This window comes from Rhizobacter sp. P5_C2 (assembly GCF_054049715.1).
Window position 1 is genome coordinate 1 of record NZ_JBFULV010000131.1, and the last position, 15,536, is coordinate 15,536.

Here is a 15,536-nt window from a genome sequence, read left to right on the forward strand (position 1 = left end):
CTCTTGCACAGGCGCCCTCAACGAGATTCAATCGACCCTTCCTCGGCTGTTTGCGAGGTGAGTGAATGAGCGACGAAGTGAAGCCCAGCGAGACAGCAAGCTACCTGCAGGGTGAAGTGATCTGTGCGATGGCCATGATCGCTGCGCTCGTGAAGCTGTTGCCGGACAAGGATGCATTCCGTCGCGAGGCAGTCGCTGAACTGGATCTGCTTCGAGATGCCTTCACTGAGAACCCCAACGCAGGCCCACAGCTAAAGGCCGTTGGCATGACGAGGTTGTGGTTGGTCGACCTGATGCAGTCGTTTCCTGTAGAAAAGCCTCACTGACCTCCCGGATAGTTTGCTTTGGTGCGCACGATCCCCCAGGAAGTGCCATGGCGAAGCGCGGCGGTCCACGCCCGTGTGGCGGCTGCCCACACCTTGGGCGATTGTCAGGTTGCCGGATCAAGCATCTCGATTTCAGCGATCGACTGCAGCTCCCGCAGAAAATCGCCTCGATTCCGGGCGAGCCAGCCGACGATCTTGGCGTTCTCCAAGAGCGCGAGGATGTAGGACTTCACCACGACAAGTTGCAGGCAGTTTGGACCGTACGTCCCTCCCAGTTGCTTCGCGTTCGATTGAACCGCCGCCATCTCTCGCTGAAGGTGGTGTCGAGCCTCCGTTGAGGTGTTCACCTGTCTACGAGACTGGGCATCTTCTGTCAGCAACTCAGCCGGCGTCGCGTGCAACATCACCAACGAGAACTTCACCGAGTAGTTTTGGAGATCGATGGTCGTCTGAGCCACATCGATCTGCCGAGACGGCTTCATGCGCTGAAGTGCGTGGAACAGGCCCCTAGTGGCCGGCTTGTCCGCCAAGAGTTGGACGGCTTCGGGACAGATTCCATCAAGCATCCGAAGTCTGTCTCGGATGGATTCCACTGAGATGCCGAGTGCCTGGGACAGGGTCTCCATCGAAGCGCCTCCATCCGCGGCTCGAATGATCAGCCGATGCTCTTGGACAGCCGAGAGCCTGTTGACTTGGCGGTTGTAGCTGAGGCCCTCGCAGTCCGTCAGGACCCGGCACAGCGCCCTGGTGAGATCGACCTCGGTCAGTGCCGCCTTTCGCAGCAATCCGTCGAGAACCGAATAGCCTCCACCTTCGTCCTGCGGCCTGGGAACAATGACCAATGGGTCCAGCAGCCCAACAGCACGAATCGACTCGAGTATCTGTCGGTACTTTGCGCTGCTGAGAACCGACTGAGGCAGCGCCTTGTTGCTATGGAGCTGACCGAGCTCGAGCTCCAAGTAGTTGGGGTTGGTGGCCAGTTTGGCAGACGGATGGGATGCGGTCATCGAACTATCTCCACATCGGATACGCCATCGACGAGGTAGCGCGGCGCGGTGCCCTTCCCCTCGTTCCTCAAGAGCGAGACGAACTCTGGATCCGCGAACAGTTCCTTGAAGATCTTCTGAGCCGTCTTCAACGCAGCCTGCGCACGGTCCGCCTTTCGCTGAAGCGAGCGATGCTCTCGCGTTTGCTGCTGGTAGGACTCGACCAGTTCCTGGTCCGATGGATGTTGGCCACCGAGCGTGCCTGGCTCCGGAGCACGGTGAGTCATCCGCTCGCCGCATAGGCTACCGACCTGGGTCGCCGAAGGTTCACCCCTCTGGGCCCTCTCTATCGCTTTCATTGGGGTTGCCCCAACAGAGGCGCTCGTGTCGCGAGCGCGTACAGGGGGGTCAATGTCTTCGTGCGGTACACATCCAGGGCTCGGCCGTTGCTATCCATTCGCGGCAGTCTTGACGCAGGCATGTCCATCGAAGGAAGCAGGTAGTAGTCCTGCACACCAGCGTTGTCGAAGTCCATCCGTACGATGACGACGATATCGGTGGGAGCTGAGGGCATATGGATACGCCACTGGTAGTAACCGCGCGCGTTGCCTCGGTTCGGCGCCACGATGATCTGCACGGTCAGCTCGCCGTTGACAGTCAGCCGTAGGCCCTCTGGGTCGAGCGTGCAAGAACTGCCGCTTGCTAGAAAACCAGCTACCACGTCAGCCACGATCAGTTGGCTCTGCTCCCGAAGCGTGCGATTGACCTGTTCGAATCCACGGTTCTGCTTCAGGTCATAGCCGACCAGCCCGTAGAGCTTGGTCAGGCTTCCAAAGATCCGGAGATACGAGGAGACGGACGGGACGTTTTTGCTCCTGGCAAGAATGTCCGCGGATAGCTGACCGTGCTGAGCAAGCAGTTGCGCTGCGCCGCGCAACATGTCATTCCTGTCGAGCGGCTTCGCCGCTTCCCGAATCATCTGTTGAGCCCGCAGGAAGCGCGGCATCGGGATGATCGATTCGTAGGCGCCCTCCATGCGAATCCACAGGTCCCGGGTGTTCTCCCTCACCGGAGTTTTGAGCTTGCCCGACTTGCGGTTGTAGATGGCCGTGCCTGCGTAACGCTCGTTCGTCAGAACAGCGTGCACGGCTTCCATCCTCCAGGGGTGACCGCCAACCCAAGGAATCCCGCGAGCGTTCAGAAGCTCGGCAATCTCCGATCGTGTACGGCGCTTGTCGATGAACAGCTGATAGACGAGTCGCACAGCTGCGATTTCGGCTGCCGGGCCAGGCGCAAGTGAGACGCGGTGCGACTGAATGCCCTTGCGCTCCCCCAGTGCGAGAGTGCCTCTCACTCGGCCAGCCTCATCGACGACGACACGGCGAAGCCCAAAGCACGCCACGCCACCTTGCGCGTAACCCTGCTTGGCGATGGTGCAGGCGCCTGCAAACACTCGAACTGATAGCTCCCGGCTGAACTCGGCCGCCATGCTGCGTTTGAGCCCGATGAGTACCGAGGATGAAATCGACCCGTCGTTCGCGAACTGTTCGGCGCAGTAGATCACACGGATGCCACGGCGCTTGCACGTCAGCTCGCAGGCGGCGGCCTCGTCGGGGTCCTGGAATCTCCCCCATCGACTGACGTCGTAAACCAGGACGGCCTGGAATGGAACAAGTGGCTGCTCCACATCCAGTAGCAAGCGCTGCATCGCCGTGCGGCCCTTCAGTTCGAGGCCGCTCTTTCCGAGGTCCGCGTACGTGCGAACCACCCGCATGCCGTTCCGTAACGCGTACTCGAAGATCACTCGGGACTGGTTCTCACGAGAGTAGCGCTGGTGCTCCGTCGACATGCGGACGTACTGCGCGACGGGCTCCAGTTCAAGATCGCCATTGCCCGATGCGGGTGGCGCGGTGTCGCGTTGATCGAGTTTTGCCATTGTCCGGCTCCGGCACAAATGAAACTCAGAGAGTGGATGGTGAGATTTCTACAAGACAGAACGATGACTTCGAGTGAGGTCCTCAGATTCAGCCCGACATATGCGGAAGTCGGGGAACAACAACCGGACGGCGGCAACCAGTCGAGCACCTGCCCGTGGCACACCAAGGGTAACGCTTCAAATTACTGCCGGATGCCAGCCGGCTTGTTTGTCTGCCATCGCTCGGGCAGGGCATTGCGATAGACTAAATCGAACAATAGGCTAGGAAGATTTCGGCTCGCAAGGGAGGCTTGTAATGACGAAAATCCGCGCGGGGATCGCCGTCGTGGGCGGTGCAGTAACGGTGGTCCTCGCTGAGGTGCCGACTGATCTGAATTCGCCAATCAGCGTCCTTTCGGATACCAGCTGGACGCTTCAGACGGGCGACCGTGCCCCCGCGTTGGCCCTGTTGCATCAACGTTGCTTGAACTTCTTCAAACAGCACTCGGTCGACTTCGTCGTGGTCAAGGGGAGCGCCGTGCCTCAGGGTGGCTCCGTCAAGCTGGCGGTATTGGAAAGTGCGGAGGTCCGAGGCGTCATCATCGCCGCGGCTGCCGCGGCAACTAACGTGAGATGCCTACAAAAGGCGGTCATCAGTCGCACATACGGGGAGCGCAAGGTCGACGAATACCTGAAGGACGACGCATTCTGGAGTGTTCAGGCCACCGGCGAGAAGCTGAAGAAGACCAGCCGCGAAGCGGCGATGCTGATCCTTGCGACGAGGGGATCTTGATGGGAACAGTGATTCCCCAACTAAAGCTCGGCTCGAAGCTTGGCAGTGGTCATTTCGGTGACGTCTTTCTTGGTCTGGATAGCGTCCACGGGGAGGTCGCGGTCAAAGTCATTTCGCACAGAGTGGGCGAAAGCGACGGCGATTGGCTGGCGCGGCGAGCCGGCCTGCTGGCAGAGGCGCAACACCTATCGAAGGCCCGACATGAGAACGTGGTCCAGGTCCATAGCATCCACGAACTGCCAGACGGAAGCAGCGTCCGCTTGTGCATGGCGTACTGCCCGGGCGGCTCGCTTCAAAGCGCGTTCGACCTTGGACCGATGTCCTTATTCCAGGTTCGCAAGGTCGGGACGGAGGTCGCCCTTGGACTCGATGCGCTGCACGCTCGAGGCATGCTTCATCGCGACATCAAGCCGGGCAACATTTTGCTGACGGGCTCAGGCGTTGCTCAACTCGGCGACTTTGGCCTCGTGACCGACGACCTGATCTTGGGATACGGATCCCAGGCGGGATATTTCGATCACATCGCCCATGAGATTTGGCACGGTGGCCCGACCAGTCGGAAGACCGATTTCTGGGCGCTGGGCATGACTCTGTACCGCCTCCTGCACGGAAAGGCCTGGTACGAGCTGTCACCGCCGCCCAAAGATTTGATCAAGCACGGCGGCTTCAGCGACACGCTGCGGTGGCTTCCCCACGTTCCCAAAGCATGGCGCAGAGTGATTCGGAAGATGCTCAATGACGATGCGGCGCTTCGATACCAGTCTGCGTCCCAGGTTCTGAATGCCCTCTCCGCACTCCCGACTCCGGCTTGGTCGACGACAGTCGCACCCGGAAAAGTTCTTTGGGAGCAAAGGATTGGTAACCGACGCAGGCTCGTCGAATGGACCGAGCACTCAGCCAGGAAGCGCGAATGGAAGGCTTGGAGCGAACCTGTAGGAAAGCCTGGGCGCAATATGTCGCTCGGCGCCTCAACCGCCTCGATCTCGAAGGCGCAGCTTATTCGCGAACTCGAAGCATTCCTAGAAGCGTAGCGCTTACGTCGGCCTGAGCATACGTGGCAGCAAGTACGGGCCGACGACATCCGCAGCGGTGAGGGGCTGGAGTCCCAGTTGGTCCGCTGCAACCATACGTCGTGCAGCGGAACACATCGAGCAATACGTCGAACTGGCGACGACACCGTCCTCTGGCGTCCAGTACCGCTGGCAAAAGCGGCACTGGGGACGCAGAACGGCGAGTTTCCTCGGCATTTTGCTCATGACGTTCTCCCGCTGCATGCGATCTCAGCGCTTCCAGGGATCTGGTGCTGTATATTTATACAGCATACGCCTAGGAGGAAGACTGTGCAACGCCTCGGATATCTCCGCTAGCGAAACAGGCCGGGCGAGCGGAGATCTATGCCGTTGAAATGGCTCAGACGCTCGAAGGCCGTGACTAGCCTAGACCGCGGCCGGCAGCGTCGGGGTAACTGCTTCCGCCTGCAGACTAGCCACTGTCAGCACCTGAAGCTGCTGCAACCGAATGGACATTGCTTGCTCGCTCACTCCAAAGTTCCGAGCAAGCGACGCAACTGAGATCTCGTCGAAGAGATCACGCTCAAGAGCCGCAGTCGTGACGTGAGGAGCGGGCATCAACAGGCAGGCAGCAAAAGAATTGGCCTCGCGCTCCTGCTGAACCGTCGTCAGTGAGCCTTCTTGCTGATAGGCCGCAGAGCTTGCTTCGCCAACGCGCTGATAAACACGGATCTGGCGATCTATGAACATGCGCTGACCTGAAGCATCACCGTTCGCCTCATCGTCGTGAAGCACAAGGTGACCGAGTTCGTGGGCGATGGTGAATTGCTTCCTATTTTTCGGATGCTCTTTGTTGACGAGAACGTGACGCTGCTCGCCTTTGACAATCAGCACGCCAGCCGTCTCATCATCCATGTCTTCTTCGTGGACGCGAACATTAAGGCTCTGAAGAACCCTGTCCAAGTCCACAGGGATCGTCAGCGCGCCGGCATTACGCAGAACCTGTTGAGCCTTGCGCTCGATTTCTGCTGCAGAGAGTTGGCTCATCGCGGTTCACCCATCTCAAGGATGGCAGCGATTTTCTGCAGAGTCTTCTGAGGCGCGACGTAGGTTTTGCCCGCAAATTCGAGCTCAGTCATCTCTGGGCGCGCTCGCTCCTGCTCGACTTCGGAAAGCCGAGGCAAGATGTCAAGAACATTGGCATCAAAAACTTCACAGATCTTGTAGAGCACGTGAAGACTGAGCTTCTGAATTCCCTTCTCTATGTTGGTGATGGAGGTCCGCTCCAGGTCCACCAAAGCAGCCAGATCCGCTTGCGTCATCCGTCCAGCAGGCGTCTCGTATCCCTCACGCAGCTTCTTGATGCGCTCGCCAAGGAGTTGATAGAGGCGTTTCTCGTCAATCACTTTGTCTATTCCCCTGGGTCTCGATCAAGGATTTTAGCTCACACGGATCGAAATGTCAACTTCTTTGACATCCAACGATTCTTACGCGAAAAACGTCAATACAGATGACATCAAAGATGATTCCCCTCACATTCCTCGTGATTTTGCTAACCTGTGATATCATTGCTGTGCCTTCCAGTGACGAATTGGTCTCGGCATGTGAAGGTAGGCCGGGGTTGACAAGGGGATGGACGAAAAATGCGCCCCTGAGGCGCGGAGGAGATGAGATGAAGCAGCTGGAATGAAACAAGGGGTCTTACCTGGACGGCAAGACCCCCTGAGTGGACTCGTTGACGAAACAACTCATCCGGTTTGGCGACCCAGAGTTTCAACGAGCACCGTTCAGGCGTCAACCGTCCAAGTAAAGGCCCTTAGCGCGGCCGGAGTGAATTCCGGCCGCATGGATCCTTTCTTGAATACGGAGATTCCGTTGAACACTGTGCACATCGATATCGCTGGCAAGAAGCTGGCAACTTCCCCTGGCGCCAAGCGCGGCCAGGATCTTTTCAACATGGGCAACGTGACGGCGCCCGAGCAACTGGTGCTCGAGGTGGACGGCGACGTTGACATCGCGATCAGCCCGAACGACGTCATCGTTGTCCGCGGTGGTGAGCGATTCAGCGTTGGCGATGGCAGCCCCCAACTGCCCGACAACCCTCTGATGCGCAAGGCGATCGCCGCGACGCTCAACGAGCAGCTGCTGTCGACCTACGGCGGCGGTCGTCACGGCAAAGCTTCCGTTGCGGAGTTGGTGATCTGGGCCGGTGGTGGCGGTCAGGACATCTGGATCGACCTGGATGGCCTCGCTGACGAGCTGCTGCTGCCGACCGACCGTGTCGTGGTCCAACCCGCGGACCACTTCATCTCGGTGCCGCGCGAAGAGGAGGATCGCCTCTACGAGGTCACGGTCATCCTCGACGGCGAGGACAAAGCGCGCCGCTTCCCCGCCGCGATGACAGTGCTGCAGGCCATCCGACGCAGTCTGCCGCCCCGCGACCGCCCCAACGCGGCCGACTTCGAAATGGTCGACGGCAACCTCGGTACCTCCGCGCTCGACGTCAACCTGACGTTGAAGGCCGCGGGCGTGCGCGACGGCCACGTCCTGTCCATTACCAAGAAGAACGGCGGCGGCGGTTGAGCGCGGCGGCCATCGTCAACCCGAAGCTGGCCGCGGCCAGCTTCGGTAAGGCGATTCAGCCGCTGCTCACCGGTCGGGATCGATTCGCGCTGCTCGGGGTTCGCCTCGTCTCGTACTCGTTCCCGTTCCTGGACGTGGATCTGGAGTGGCCCGCCCACGGGCGGACCGTCCGGCTCCGCGTCGACGGCACGGACTATCCGTACCGGCCGGTGGGTGGTTGGTGGATCAACTCTTCGGCTGAGCGGCAGTTGTCTGGCAGCCAGGTGGTGCCAGCGAGCCACAGTGGACTTCATCAAGGCAGCCAGGATGGCCAACCAAAACCGTGGTTTTGCTTCCCGGGCTGGCGGGAATACCACGATCACACGAGCCACCTGGATGTGCCTTGGGCCTCGATCCGAAATGTGGGGCGGCACTCCGTCCTTCAGCTGATCTTGCAACTACAGCGCGAGATCAACAAACCGGGAGTATTTCTGGCATGAAGATCAACCAATGGAAGATCGCTCGCGACGTGATTGCCCAGACCAAGGCAGCGCTGCGCGCAGGCGAGCACGAAGTTTTCGCGATCTGGTCAGCCGAGCAAGTCAAGGCTGACATCGTCGATGAGGTGCAGGTCGATGGTTGCATCGTTCCCGCTCAGACACCGGGGGTTACCGCGGAGGGAGTCTGGGTGCATATCGAAGGCCGCGAGCTGCAGCGCATCCAGCTAGACAACTTCAAGGCCGGGCGTCGTAGCGTGATCCAACTTCACACGCATCCTGGCGCGGACGTGCGCATGTCCAGGCTGGACCGCGCCTGGGAAGTGGTGCGCCACGTCGGTGCGTTGAGCATCATCGTTCCGCACTACTGCCGCTTCGGCCTGCAGTTGGGATCCGATGCCAACGTCTACGAACGCGAGGAAGACGACTGGCGGTTGTGGTCGCCGGCGGAGGCGCGCGAAAGGCTGGTGGTCGTATGAGCGCCGCTGAAAAAAATCGCCAAGCCTTACTCGCGCTCTTCGGTGATGACGCGCTCGTATCGAAGTTGTCCAGCACGCGCATCGCTGTCGTGGTGCCGTCGGCCAACACACCTGCCGGCGCAGTTCTGCTGGCTAAAGTGCTGGCTGATGCGCTGGCTAGGCTGTGGCCGAACATTGATTTTTGCGGTGAGATCGCAGAGGGGTTGCTAGTTGTCGGGCAGGAGGCCGCATTGGCAGGTCAGGCGCCCGCGGACGGTTTGAAGTTGGCCTGGGCGCCGCCTTATGACATGGTCGTCAGCGTCGGCGGGCCTGGGCCCGAAGGTTCGTCACCCTGTATCCAGGTTGGCGCCGACGGATGGCAAGTACGCTTCGGCGACCACGCAACGTGCGGCGGCAGCTTGAACCCGGTCGGGCCCGCCTTTGCTGCAGGCCTGGCTGCAGCACAGGTGTTTGCGAGGTGCTTCGCGACAGCGTTGGAAGGGGCTCGCCTGCAGCCGCTGGGTGACTGGGGTGCAGATGTGAGGGACCTCTTTCATGCGCCCGAACTCGAGCTTCGTCCGTTCGATCTTCAGGACACGCATGTGTTCGGCGTTGGCGCGGTCACGCACTCGATGGGATGGATGATCGAGAACTGGCCAGAGCCGATTTCTGGTGCACTCCACCTTGTGGACAGCGATACCTACGGCGACGGCAACGGCCAAAGGTATGCGTTCATGAAGCACGCCAACGTCGGGGCATCCAAGGTCGAAGCAGTCGCGGCGCGCCTGAATGCTGCGCACCATGCGCTGGCAGCGCAACCGCACAACCTTGGCATGAACGTCTACTGCGAGAAACGCGGGTACGACCGGCCGTTTTTCCGCATTGTCGCGGGGCTTGACTCGGAAGAGTCAAGGCGGCAGGCGGGGCTGAAAGATCCCGTGCGTACGATCAACATGTGGACCAGCGAACACTACATCGGTGCGGGTCAATACGTTCCCGGTGACGCAAGTGGCTGCCTGGTTTGTGCCTATCCCGAACCCCAGGATGCGCCGCTCGACGAGGTCACTCTGTTCCACAGGCAAACTGGCTTGTTGCCTGATATCGTTCGAGAGTTGCTGGATTCCGCACGCGGCCTCACAGCCGCAGAGGCCGAGAGGGTGTCACAGGCAAAGGGTGTGCCAGCCGAACGCATCGTGGGCGAACCGCTGCGCTCTGTCATCCCTGTGCTCTGCGCGACCGGCAAGGTGCCCTTGAACGAAGCCAAGAAGGCTGTCGATGTGCCTTTTGCTTTCTCGTCACTGCTCTCCGGGGTGGCAGGCTTCGTCATGCTTCTTCGCGACGTCCAGCTGGGCAGCGAGACGAGCGAGTGCTGGAACCAACACGTCTTCAAGAAGCCGTCGCCGGCGATGATGAAGGTCGAGGGCAGGCACATCCGGTGCGTCAGGTGCTCCGCCGCTAAGATCGTTAGCGACGCGGCCGCGCTCACTTAGGGAATTGCTGATCAATGACCGGTTTCGCTCAGGCGCGTGGTCGGTGATTCGATGGGGACGGATAGCGATGCAATTGAAGGCCGCAAGACCCCTGCGAGGGCCGGCTTCAGCCTCTTTCGAGGCCGCTTCCCGCGCTCAAGACACACACCTCTGGCTTCGAAGTCCAGCAATCGCCGCTTGACCAGAACGACGTTGTTCAGCCCGAACAGGCTGAACAACTGCGCCTCGTTCTTAGCCAAGCCCTTGTAGCGGGTCTTTCCTGTGTAAGCGTCAGGCGACCCCATCTTGAGATTGGCGCCTGCAGCGACAACGATCATGCCCACGTAGCAAATAGCTGGACACGATGGGACGAGAGCAGAGTCGCAAGCGCAGGCGATACAGCGCGGAGCTGAAGGCGCAGATCTTCACCGAGTGTGATGCGCCTGTCAGTCACATTCATACGGGGGAACAGCCATCCATCGATTGAATCATTGTTGAGATTCGGCCTGAACAATGACTCCGCACAGCCGTTTGCGGAGTTCAGAGGGCTAACAATCGAGGGAACTCCATCGCTAAGCTATTGATTGTTGGTGCTCCTGTGTGCGGAGTGAATTGTCAAACACAGCGCGCCTCCTTGACCTCGGTGTCGGCGAGCCCGACCAGCGTGAAGTTCGGCAGGCCGTTGGCCAGGTGCACCTCGACGGTGACCTCGGGTGCCGCCAGGCCATCGAGGGCCCGGCTGTGGACGACGGCCAATGTCATGCGCGTTCCCTGCTTCGGAGGTGAGAGGCGCGCGATTCTGCCCAGGGAGGTGATCCACCGACACGGGGCATCTGTCCCTCTGGACAAGCCTGAACGACCCTGCGTTTACATCCACCAGCCGCAGGTTGCAGGTTGAGTACCATTTAAGTACCACTGCCCGTCCTTCGGGGTTCCAGACTTCGCGCCGGGAGCAGTCTCGCCCGACAACGACGAAGGAGAAAACCATGAAGATCAACAGGACGGCGTGGGTGGCTGCCGGGATGCTGGCGGCCTTGCCGCTGGCATCGCAGGCGGCGTCGGTGTGCTTCTACGAGCACGCGAACTACCAGGGGGCAAGCTGGTGTGCCGAGGCCGGCACCGCGGCCACACCCGGCGGCTGGAACGACCGGGTGTCGTCGGTGCGGGTGCCGGCCGGCTGGTCGGTGACGCTGTACGAGCACATCGGGCAGGGCGGCGCCGCGCTGGCGCTGACGGCGGACGAGCCGAACCTGGTCAACCGCGCCTTCAACGATGCGCTGTCGTCGTACCGCGTGCTCGCACCGGCGGTGCCGACAGCCGCGGCGCCGGTGTGCCTGTACGAGCACATCGCCTATGCCGGCAGTTCGCTGTGCCTGGCCGAAGGCACGGCTTCGCTGCCGGCGGCCTGGAACGACTTCGCGTCGTCCGCGCGCGTGCTGCCCGGCTACCGGGTCGAGCTGTTCGAGCACGCCGGCTCGCAGGGTCGCCGCCTGGTGCTGGCGGCCGATGAGCCGAACCTGGTGCCGCGCGATTTCAACGATGTCGCGAGTTCCTATGTCGTGGCCAAGGGCACGGCGACCTGCGAACCCCATTGCACGATCCAGGCGGACGTGACCGCCGTCAGCATCACGAACGCCGCGGGCCAGCCGCCGGTCAAGGGCGACGCGCTGAAGGTGTCGCTGACGGTGCGCAACCTGAGCGGCAACGCCGGCACCGTGAAACTGACGCCGACGCTGGCCAGCACGCGCTTCAGCGATTTCAGCGCGGTGCCGCTCGGCACCATCGAGCTCGAGCTGGCGGCGAGCGAAACGCGCACCGCGTCGTTCAATGCCGGGCCGTTCATCGACGACACCGCGCGCGCCAAGCACTTCGCCGTCGGGCGCGGTGCCTACCGCATCGACGGCGTGCGCCTGCAAAGCGGCAGCACCTCGGCGCTGGACACCAGCTACGCCGGCGCGGCCTTCAGCGTCGGCGCGAGCAGCCACGTGCTGGTGAGCACCGTCTACGACCAGGCCTACTTCACGCGCCTGAACTACACGCGCTCGCCGGAAACCTTCCTCGGCGAGGTCTTCACGCGCCCGGGCGAGGTGTTCACGCCGACGACGGCCGGCGGCAACACCGGCAGCTACCAGGGCTTTCCGGGCGGCTTCGACCAGATGATGGGCGTGACGCAGCACTTCCGCGCCATCCCCGGGCTGACGCTGGACACCAGCCAGGGCCTGTGCGAGCAGGCCGCCGCCTACGGGGGCAAGGTGCTGGGCCTGGCCCGCGACTGGACCACCGGCGGCGCGGTGCGCACCAACGTCGACAACCACGGCTTCGACTACCTGATCGCGATGTCGCCGCAGATGGTCGGCGGCGTCGCCTGCGGCTGGCTGGGCGTGCAGGTGAGCGGGCAGTTCTCGTTCGACATGTCGATGAACCGCACGCAGATCCTCGCGGTGCACGAGTCGGGGCACCTGTTCGGCGCGCCGCACTGCGATCCGCTGCAGGGCTACGTGATGTGCGCCGGCGAGCTGCACGACCACTACCGGCAGACCGGCATGTATGTGTGGCACCGCGTCTCGCGCGATGCGATGAAGGGCACGCTGTTCGACTGACGCGTCAGGCAGCCGGCAGCAGCGGTGCCACGAATTCCCTGGCGACGGCGAGGTTCGTGGCGGCCAGTTGCCGCATCGCCTCGGGAATCTGCGCGGCGAGCGTTTCCGTCTGCACGGCTGTCCAGAACCGCTCGGCGGCCTGCGCGGCCCGAGCCCAGACGGCCGGCTGGGCGCCGATGGTGCCGACCTTGGGTGCGATGGGCGTGAGGTCCGGGTCCACGCCGCCGCCGATGGAGGCGTAGCGCATCGGAAGGATGTCGTAGGCCGGCGCGATGCCGGCGTACTCACCCTTTTCGTCGATGAGCAGCGAGATGTTCTCGAAGTGACGATCGCTGTTGCCGATGAGTTCGCTGAAAGCCGCCATGGTGTCGACGCGGCGCGCATCCGCGGCGGACAGGTACTTGGCCTTCTCGCAGCGTGCCGCAAACTCCGGCCAGGAGTCTCGCCTCCCGAAGAACTCGTCGTCGACGGCACCGGCCGAGAGCATGCCGATGCGGCCGGACTTCCCCACGCGATCGAAGCGCCGGACTTCCAGGAAGACGTAGTCGCCCGAGGTCAGCAACTGCGTCGAGGACGATGGGACGCCGACCTCTGCCAGCGACCGCAGCGCCAGATGCTCGAGCGGAAGCAACTCGGCCATGCGACTCCCGAGCCTGGCGAACTTCACGATCACGTGGCCGGAGTCCTCGGTCATCCCGAGAAACTTGGGTTGCTCGCCGCCTGCGCTGGAACCATAGGCAGCGCCCTTGAGCGCCGAGGCCATCGCCACATAGTGAGCGGCCTTCTCGGACATCGGCGTCGGGTCCAGCCCGCGGAGGTCGATTTCCATCTGCAACGAGGCGTCGCCGAACACCAGGTTGCCGGGCAGATTCAGCCCGCGGGTGAAGAGCCAGGCGACGCGGTGTTCGTCGTCCCAGTCCTTGAGACTGCTCGGAAACTGCTGCGCCCGCGCCGCGTCGTGTGCCAACTGGCGCCCCAGGAAGCCGGACGGCGCTGCGAAGGCCATGTAGGGCGGCAGGCCCTCGTACATCCTCGTGACCGAGCCGATGCGCTCGAGCGTCGCGCCACCGGAGAGGAATTCGACGTCGGCGAAGGGCTCGATCGAGCCGCTGGCCAGCAGTCGGTAGATGCGCTGCCGTGAGTGGAGTCCCAGCGGCAGCTGGCGCAGCAGCGCATACCGGGGAGTCCTGTCGCCGGAGACGCGGAACGCCGTCACGGTGCTGGACAGGCTCTGAATAGTTCGCGAAAGGGTTGGCTGACTCACCCCCAGAGCCGCCATCAGCTGCGCCGCGGTGTGCACTCCACCCCGCAAGATGCGTCCGATTTCCTGGGCGGACTCGGAGCTGGATGTTTGGGACGCTGCGCTCAATTCGAATTCTCTGTGAATAATTCGTTGAATTGTATCAAGCATGACCGACGCATCAAAATGGCCCTGCTGCTCAATGCCCTATGGTCGATCGCACCACCAACGGGCACTCCGGTGCGTGTTGTGTCAATCGGCACCGTCAAGGTGCGTTTTCGTCGAGACAGCCATTTGAAAGCTGCGGAATGAGCGCCGATGGGGCGCGCGCGCCCCAAAAAATCCATGGCACAAAAGCTGCACTGAGGCCCCGGCACCTCAGTTTCAACGCCTGGAGAAATCTGCATGAAGAAAATCGCGATCCTTTCGGCCCTGGCTTCGCTGTTCGCCGTGTCGGTTCATGCCGAAGACGCCGCGCCGGCCGTGGCCACCAACTTCAGCCTGACCACGAACTACAAATACCGCGGCCAGGACCAGGGCAGCAACAAGCCGGCCGTGCAAGGCGGCTTCGACTACGCGAACAGCGGCTTCTACGTCGGCAACTGGAACTCGAGCATCGGCTTCACGAATTCCGGCATCGAGATGGACTTCTATGGCGGCTACAAGGGCGAGATCACGAAGGACCTCGGCTTCGACGTCGGCGTGCTGCAGTACTACTACTCGCAGAAGGACAAGGTCACCGACTACAACACCACCGAGCTCTACGGCGCGCTGAGCTATGGCCCGGTGTCGGTGAAGTACTCGACCACGGTCTCGAAGGACTATTTCGGCCTCGGCGAGTTCTATGGCCAGCAGACGGGTCAGCCGGTACCCAAGGGCCGCAACACCGGTTACCTCGACCTGTCGGGCAACTTCGAGGTCGCCAAGGGCATCACGCTGAATGCCCACATGGGCTTTACGCAGCTGTCCAGCGAACTGAAGGACGTCGGCTACGAGAACTACGCCGACTACAAGTTCGGCGCGACGATGGACCTCGGCTCGGGCTTCTCGGCCGGTGCCGCGATCGTCGGTGCGACCAAGAAGGACTTCTATGGCGACATCAACAAGACGCGCGCCATCCTGACGATCACCAAGTCGATGTGATCGCGCCTCCCGCACGCCCCCACCCATTCATTGCAACAGGAGCATTCCATGAAGATGGTGACTGCCATCGTCAAGCCCTTCAAGCTCGACGAAGTGCGTGAAGCCTTGAGCGCCATCGGCGTGCAGGGCATCACCGTGACCGAGGTCAAGGGCTTCGGCCGCCAGAAAGGCCACACCGAGCTGTACCGCGGCGCGGAGTACGTGGTCGACTTCCTGCCCAAGGTCAAGATCGAGGCGGCCGTCGACGACGGCCTGATCGACCGCGTGATCGAAGCCATCGAAGGCGCTGCCCGCACCGGCAAGATCGGCGACGGCAAGATTTTCGTGTCGCCCCTCGAGCAGGTGGTGCGCATCCGCACCGGCGAGACCGGCAAGGACGCCCTCTGAGCTGCCAACAAAAGAGACAACCATGAAGAAACTCATTGCCACACTCGCCCTGGGCCTCGCCGCCTGGGGTTTCGCCGGCGTCTCGCTGGCGCAGGACGCGGCCTCCGCGCCCGCTGCCACGGCCTCGGCCGCGGCGCCCGCTGCCACGGC

18 protein-coding genes and 1 pseudogene are annotated in these 15,536 nt (G+C 62.0%); 11 read left to right on the plus strand and 8 right to left on the minus strand.

Features of this window, described 5'->3' with window-relative positions:
* Nucleotides 1-65 precede the first annotated feature (65 nt).
* The gene (locus ACXJLU_RS29500) at nucleotides 66-326 is read left to right on the plus strand and encodes a hypothetical protein (protein ID WP_457337168.1); all 261 of its coding nucleotides are present in this window, start codon (nucleotides 66-68) and stop codon (nucleotides 324-326) included.
* A gap of 104 nt (nucleotides 327-430) precedes the next feature.
* Here the strand turns inward: ACXJLU_RS29500 and ACXJLU_RS29505 are convergent, their stop codons facing one another.
* The 3 genes from ACXJLU_RS29505 to ACXJLU_RS29515 all read right to left on the minus strand — a co-directional run bounded on the left by ACXJLU_RS29505 (nucleotide 431) and on the right by ACXJLU_RS29515 (nucleotide 3,248).
* A complete protein-coding gene (locus tag ACXJLU_RS29505) occupies nucleotides 431-1,333 on the minus strand; it encodes a plasmid partitioning protein RepB C-terminal domain-containing protein (RefSeq protein WP_457337170.1) in 903 nt (300 codons plus the stop codon).
* A complete protein-coding gene (locus ACXJLU_RS29510) occupies nucleotides 1,330-1,599 on the minus strand; it encodes a hypothetical protein (protein ID WP_457337172.1) in 270 nt (89 codons plus the stop codon). The genes ACXJLU_RS29505 and ACXJLU_RS29510 overlap by 4 nt, the downstream gene beginning before the upstream one ends.
* 68 nt (nucleotides 1,600-1,667) lie before the next feature.
* Nucleotides 1,668-3,248, minus strand: coding sequence for a recombinase family protein (locus ACXJLU_RS29515; RefSeq protein ID WP_457337174.1), 1,581 nt, complete (start codon nucleotides 3,246-3,248; stop codon nucleotides 1,668-1,670).
* A 295-nt stretch (nucleotides 3,249-3,543) separates the two neighbouring features.
* Here ACXJLU_RS29515 and ACXJLU_RS29520 point away from each other — a divergent pair, with 295 nt between their 5' ends.
* Together ACXJLU_RS29520 and ACXJLU_RS29525 are read left to right on the plus strand one after the other, a co-directional pair.
* Nucleotides 3,544-4,020, plus strand: coding sequence for a hypothetical protein (locus tag ACXJLU_RS29520; RefSeq protein ID WP_457337176.1), 477 nt, complete (start codon nucleotides 3,544-3,546; stop codon nucleotides 4,018-4,020).
* Nucleotides 4,020-5,051: a serine/threonine-protein kinase gene (locus ACXJLU_RS29525; protein ID WP_457337178.1), complete on the plus strand. Its 1,032-nt coding sequence runs from the start codon at nucleotides 4,020-4,022 to the stop codon at nucleotides 5,049-5,051. Before ACXJLU_RS29520 ends, ACXJLU_RS29525 begins: the two co-directional genes overlap by 1 nt.
* 405 nt (nucleotides 5,052-5,456) lie before the next feature.
* On the opposite strand, the gene ACXJLU_RS29530 is transcribed toward ACXJLU_RS29525, so the two are convergent.
* Both ACXJLU_RS29530 and ACXJLU_RS29535 read right to left on the minus strand, forming a co-directional pair.
* Nucleotides 5,457-6,077 carry an ImmA/IrrE family metallo-endopeptidase gene (locus tag ACXJLU_RS29530; protein WP_457337180.1) on the minus strand — a complete coding sequence of 207 codons (621 nt, stop codon included), beginning with the start codon at nucleotides 6,075-6,077 and terminating at the stop codon, nucleotides 5,457-5,459.
* Nucleotides 6,074-6,436 (minus strand): helix-turn-helix transcriptional regulator, encoded by a 363-nt coding sequence (locus tag ACXJLU_RS29535; RefSeq protein ID WP_457337182.1) that lies wholly within the window; start codon nucleotides 6,434-6,436, stop codon nucleotides 6,074-6,076. The genes ACXJLU_RS29530 and ACXJLU_RS29535 overlap by 4 nt, the downstream gene beginning before the upstream one ends.
* A 469-nt stretch (nucleotides 6,437-6,905) precedes the next feature.
* Between ACXJLU_RS29535 and ACXJLU_RS29540 the strand changes: the two genes are divergently transcribed.
* The 4 genes from ACXJLU_RS29540 to ACXJLU_RS29555 are packed head-to-tail and all read left to right on the plus strand — an operon-like array spanning nucleotide 6,906 to nucleotide 10,037.
* Nucleotides 6,906-7,613 (plus strand): hypothetical protein, encoded by a 708-nt coding sequence (locus ACXJLU_RS29540; protein ID WP_457337184.1) that lies wholly within the window; start codon nucleotides 6,906-6,908, stop codon nucleotides 7,611-7,613.
* Nucleotides 7,610-8,092 carry a hypothetical protein gene (locus tag ACXJLU_RS29545; RefSeq protein ID WP_457337186.1) on the plus strand — a complete coding sequence of 161 codons (483 nt, stop codon included), beginning with the start codon at nucleotides 7,610-7,612 and terminating at the stop codon, nucleotides 8,090-8,092. Before ACXJLU_RS29540 ends, ACXJLU_RS29545 begins: the two co-directional genes overlap by 4 nt.
* Nucleotides 8,089-8,568 carry a hypothetical protein gene (locus ACXJLU_RS29550; RefSeq protein WP_457337188.1) on the plus strand — a complete coding sequence of 160 codons (480 nt, stop codon included), beginning with the start codon at nucleotides 8,089-8,091 and terminating at the stop codon, nucleotides 8,566-8,568. Before ACXJLU_RS29545 ends, ACXJLU_RS29550 begins: the two co-directional genes overlap by 4 nt.
* Complete coding sequence (locus tag ACXJLU_RS29555; RefSeq protein ID WP_457337190.1) at nucleotides 8,565-10,037, plus strand: ubiquitin-activating E1 family protein; 1,473 nt, start codon at nucleotides 8,565-8,567, stop codon at nucleotides 10,035-10,037. Before ACXJLU_RS29550 ends, ACXJLU_RS29555 begins: the two co-directional genes overlap by 4 nt.
* Nucleotides 10,038-10,048: 11 nt before the next feature.
* Here ACXJLU_RS29555 and ACXJLU_RS29560 read toward each other — a convergent pair whose 3' ends face one another.
* Nucleotides 10,049-10,354 carry a hypothetical protein gene (locus tag ACXJLU_RS29560; RefSeq protein ID WP_457337198.1) on the minus strand — a complete coding sequence of 102 codons (306 nt, stop codon included), beginning with the start codon at nucleotides 10,352-10,354 and terminating at the stop codon, nucleotides 10,049-10,051.
* Nucleotides 10,355-10,640: 286 nt separating this feature from the next.
* Nucleotides 10,641-10,778 (minus strand): annotated as a pseudogene (locus ACXJLU_RS29565) (ATP-binding protein); the annotation flags it as partial.
* Between the two features lie 224 nt (nucleotides 10,779-11,002).
* Between ACXJLU_RS29565 and ACXJLU_RS29570 the strand changes: the two are divergent.
* Nucleotides 11,003-12,616, plus strand: a complete 1,614-nt coding sequence (locus ACXJLU_RS29570; protein WP_457337192.1) for a peptidase inhibitor family I36 protein — start codon at nucleotides 11,003-11,005, stop codon at nucleotides 12,614-12,616.
* A gap of 4 nt (nucleotides 12,617-12,620) precedes the next feature.
* Here the strand turns inward: ACXJLU_RS29570 and ACXJLU_RS29575 are convergent, their stop codons facing one another.
* Nucleotides 12,621-13,916 (minus strand): HipA domain-containing protein, encoded by a 1,296-nt coding sequence (locus tag ACXJLU_RS29575; protein ID WP_457337194.1) that lies wholly within the window; start codon nucleotides 13,914-13,916, stop codon nucleotides 12,621-12,623.
* A gap of 126 nt (nucleotides 13,917-14,042) precedes the next feature.
* Here ACXJLU_RS29575 and ACXJLU_RS29580 point away from each other — a divergent pair, with 126 nt between their 5' ends.
* The 3 genes from ACXJLU_RS29580 (at nucleotide 14,043) to ACXJLU_RS29590 (ending at nucleotide 15,386) form a co-directional block, all read left to right on the plus strand.
* The gene (locus ACXJLU_RS29580; RefSeq protein WP_457337196.1) at nucleotides 14,043-14,168 is read left to right on the plus strand and encodes a hypothetical protein; all 126 of its coding nucleotides are present in this window, start codon (nucleotides 14,043-14,045) and stop codon (nucleotides 14,166-14,168) included.
* A gap of 93 nt (nucleotides 14,169-14,261) precedes the next feature.
* Complete coding sequence (locus tag ACXJLU_RS29585; protein ID WP_073465892.1) at nucleotides 14,262-14,999, plus strand: TorF family putative porin; 738 nt, start codon at nucleotides 14,262-14,264, stop codon at nucleotides 14,997-14,999.
* 48 nt (nucleotides 15,000-15,047) lie between these two features.
* On the plus strand, nucleotides 15,048-15,386 hold the full coding sequence (locus tag ACXJLU_RS29590; protein WP_047509787.1) for a P-II family nitrogen regulator: 339 nt from the start codon (nucleotides 15,048-15,050) through the stop codon (nucleotides 15,384-15,386).
* Nucleotides 15,387-15,536 lie beyond the last annotated feature (150 nt).